Below are 1,274 nucleotides of genomic sequence, written 5' to 3'. Positions count from 1 at the left end.
TGCCGGCGAGGCCGGTCGCGGTCGTGCCGTTGGTGGCGATCAGGGTCATGGTGCCGGTCAGCGCCGTGGTGCCGTCGCCGGCCGTTGCGCCCGTGCTGGCGAAGACGCCGATGGTGGCGCCGAGCGTCGTGGTGCCGGTCGCCGCGGTGGTGCCGCCGGCCGCGCCGCTATACACGACGTTGCTGTTCGCCGTCGCGCTGGCGTAGGAGGTCGTGCCACGCAGGTCGGCCGCCGTCGCACCGGAGATCGTGGTCGAGACGTTCGACTTGGTGGAGTAACCGACGGTGGTCTGCAGCGCCTGGTTGGCGATCGACTTGGCGCTGTCGATCAGCTTCTGCAGCGAGGTGATGCCGGTGTTGGCAGCCTGCAGCACCTGCACGCCGTTGGCGATGCCGTCGAGCAGGTTGTTGATGTCGCTGGCGCGGTTGTCGAGCGACTGGGCCGTGAAGAAGTTGGTGGGATTGTCCAGGGCCGAGTTGACGCTCTTGCCGGTCGACAGACGGCTCTGGGTGGTGGCGAGAAGATCGGCGGTGGACTGGAGGGAGAGCAGGTTCTGGCGAACCGACGCGGAGAGAACGATACCGGACATTGAGTGTTACCCTTCTGGTACGCAACGCAACAAAACTTCGATTAGGATTAATCGATGGCCGGGACGGTGAACGTTGTGGGCTAACAAAGCATGAAGCGAGTCGCGCCAGGCCCTCCACCGATTCACCATGTGCGCATCCGGAGCCTCAGCGTTCTCACCCATATCGTCATGATAGGACGGTGCTTTTCCGTGCACCGATGAGGCATTTGCGACTTGTCAACCATAACTGAGAGTGAGCAATTGGCTGCATCGAATGCACCGCTGCGACCTTGCCGGGCAGCACTCGCACGCCGGCCCAAAAAGAAAGCGGCGGGGCCGAAGCCCCGCCGCCGGATCTTGCTTGCGATATCGTCCGCGACTTAGCGGAGCAGCTGCAGCACGCTCTGCTGCGACTGGTTGGCCAGCGACAGCGCGGAGACCGCGATCGACTGGCGGGTCGACAGCGCCTGGCTGTTGGCCGCCTCGACGTTGGTGTCGGCCAGCGTCAGGTTGGACGAGCCGGTCTGCAGCACGTTGATCAGGCTCTTGTTGAAGTCCTGACGGACCTGCACCACCGAGAGGTTCGAGCCGAGGCTCGAGGCCTGCGAGCGGAGCGTGCTCGAGGCGGCGTTGAGGTTGGTCAGCACCTTGTTGGTGGCAGCGTTATCGATGAAGTCGACACCGCTGGTCAGTGAGGCGAGGCCCA

At 64.4% G+C, this 1,274-nt stretch carries 2 protein-coding genes; both read right to left on the bottom strand.

The window, feature by feature from the left end; translation table 11 throughout:
* Window positions 1-589, bottom strand: a 589-nt coding sequence (locus I6F28_RS36990; protein WP_524536135.1) for a flagellin, incomplete at its 3' end; no start/stop codon positions are given.
* A 359-nt stretch (window positions 590-948) separates the two neighbouring features.
* Window positions 949-1,274 (bottom strand): flagellin (locus I6F28_RS36985; RefSeq protein ID WP_276573452.1); only part of this gene is annotated, 326 nt, incomplete at its 5' end.

Origin of the sequence: Bradyrhizobium sp. NBAIM14 (assembly GCF_020193895.1) — a bacterium.
GTDB classification, from domain to species: domain Bacteria; phylum Pseudomonadota; class Alphaproteobacteria; order Rhizobiales; family Xanthobacteraceae; genus Bradyrhizobium; species Bradyrhizobium yuanmingense.
This window is presented reverse-complemented; position numbering and strand designations above follow the sequence as displayed.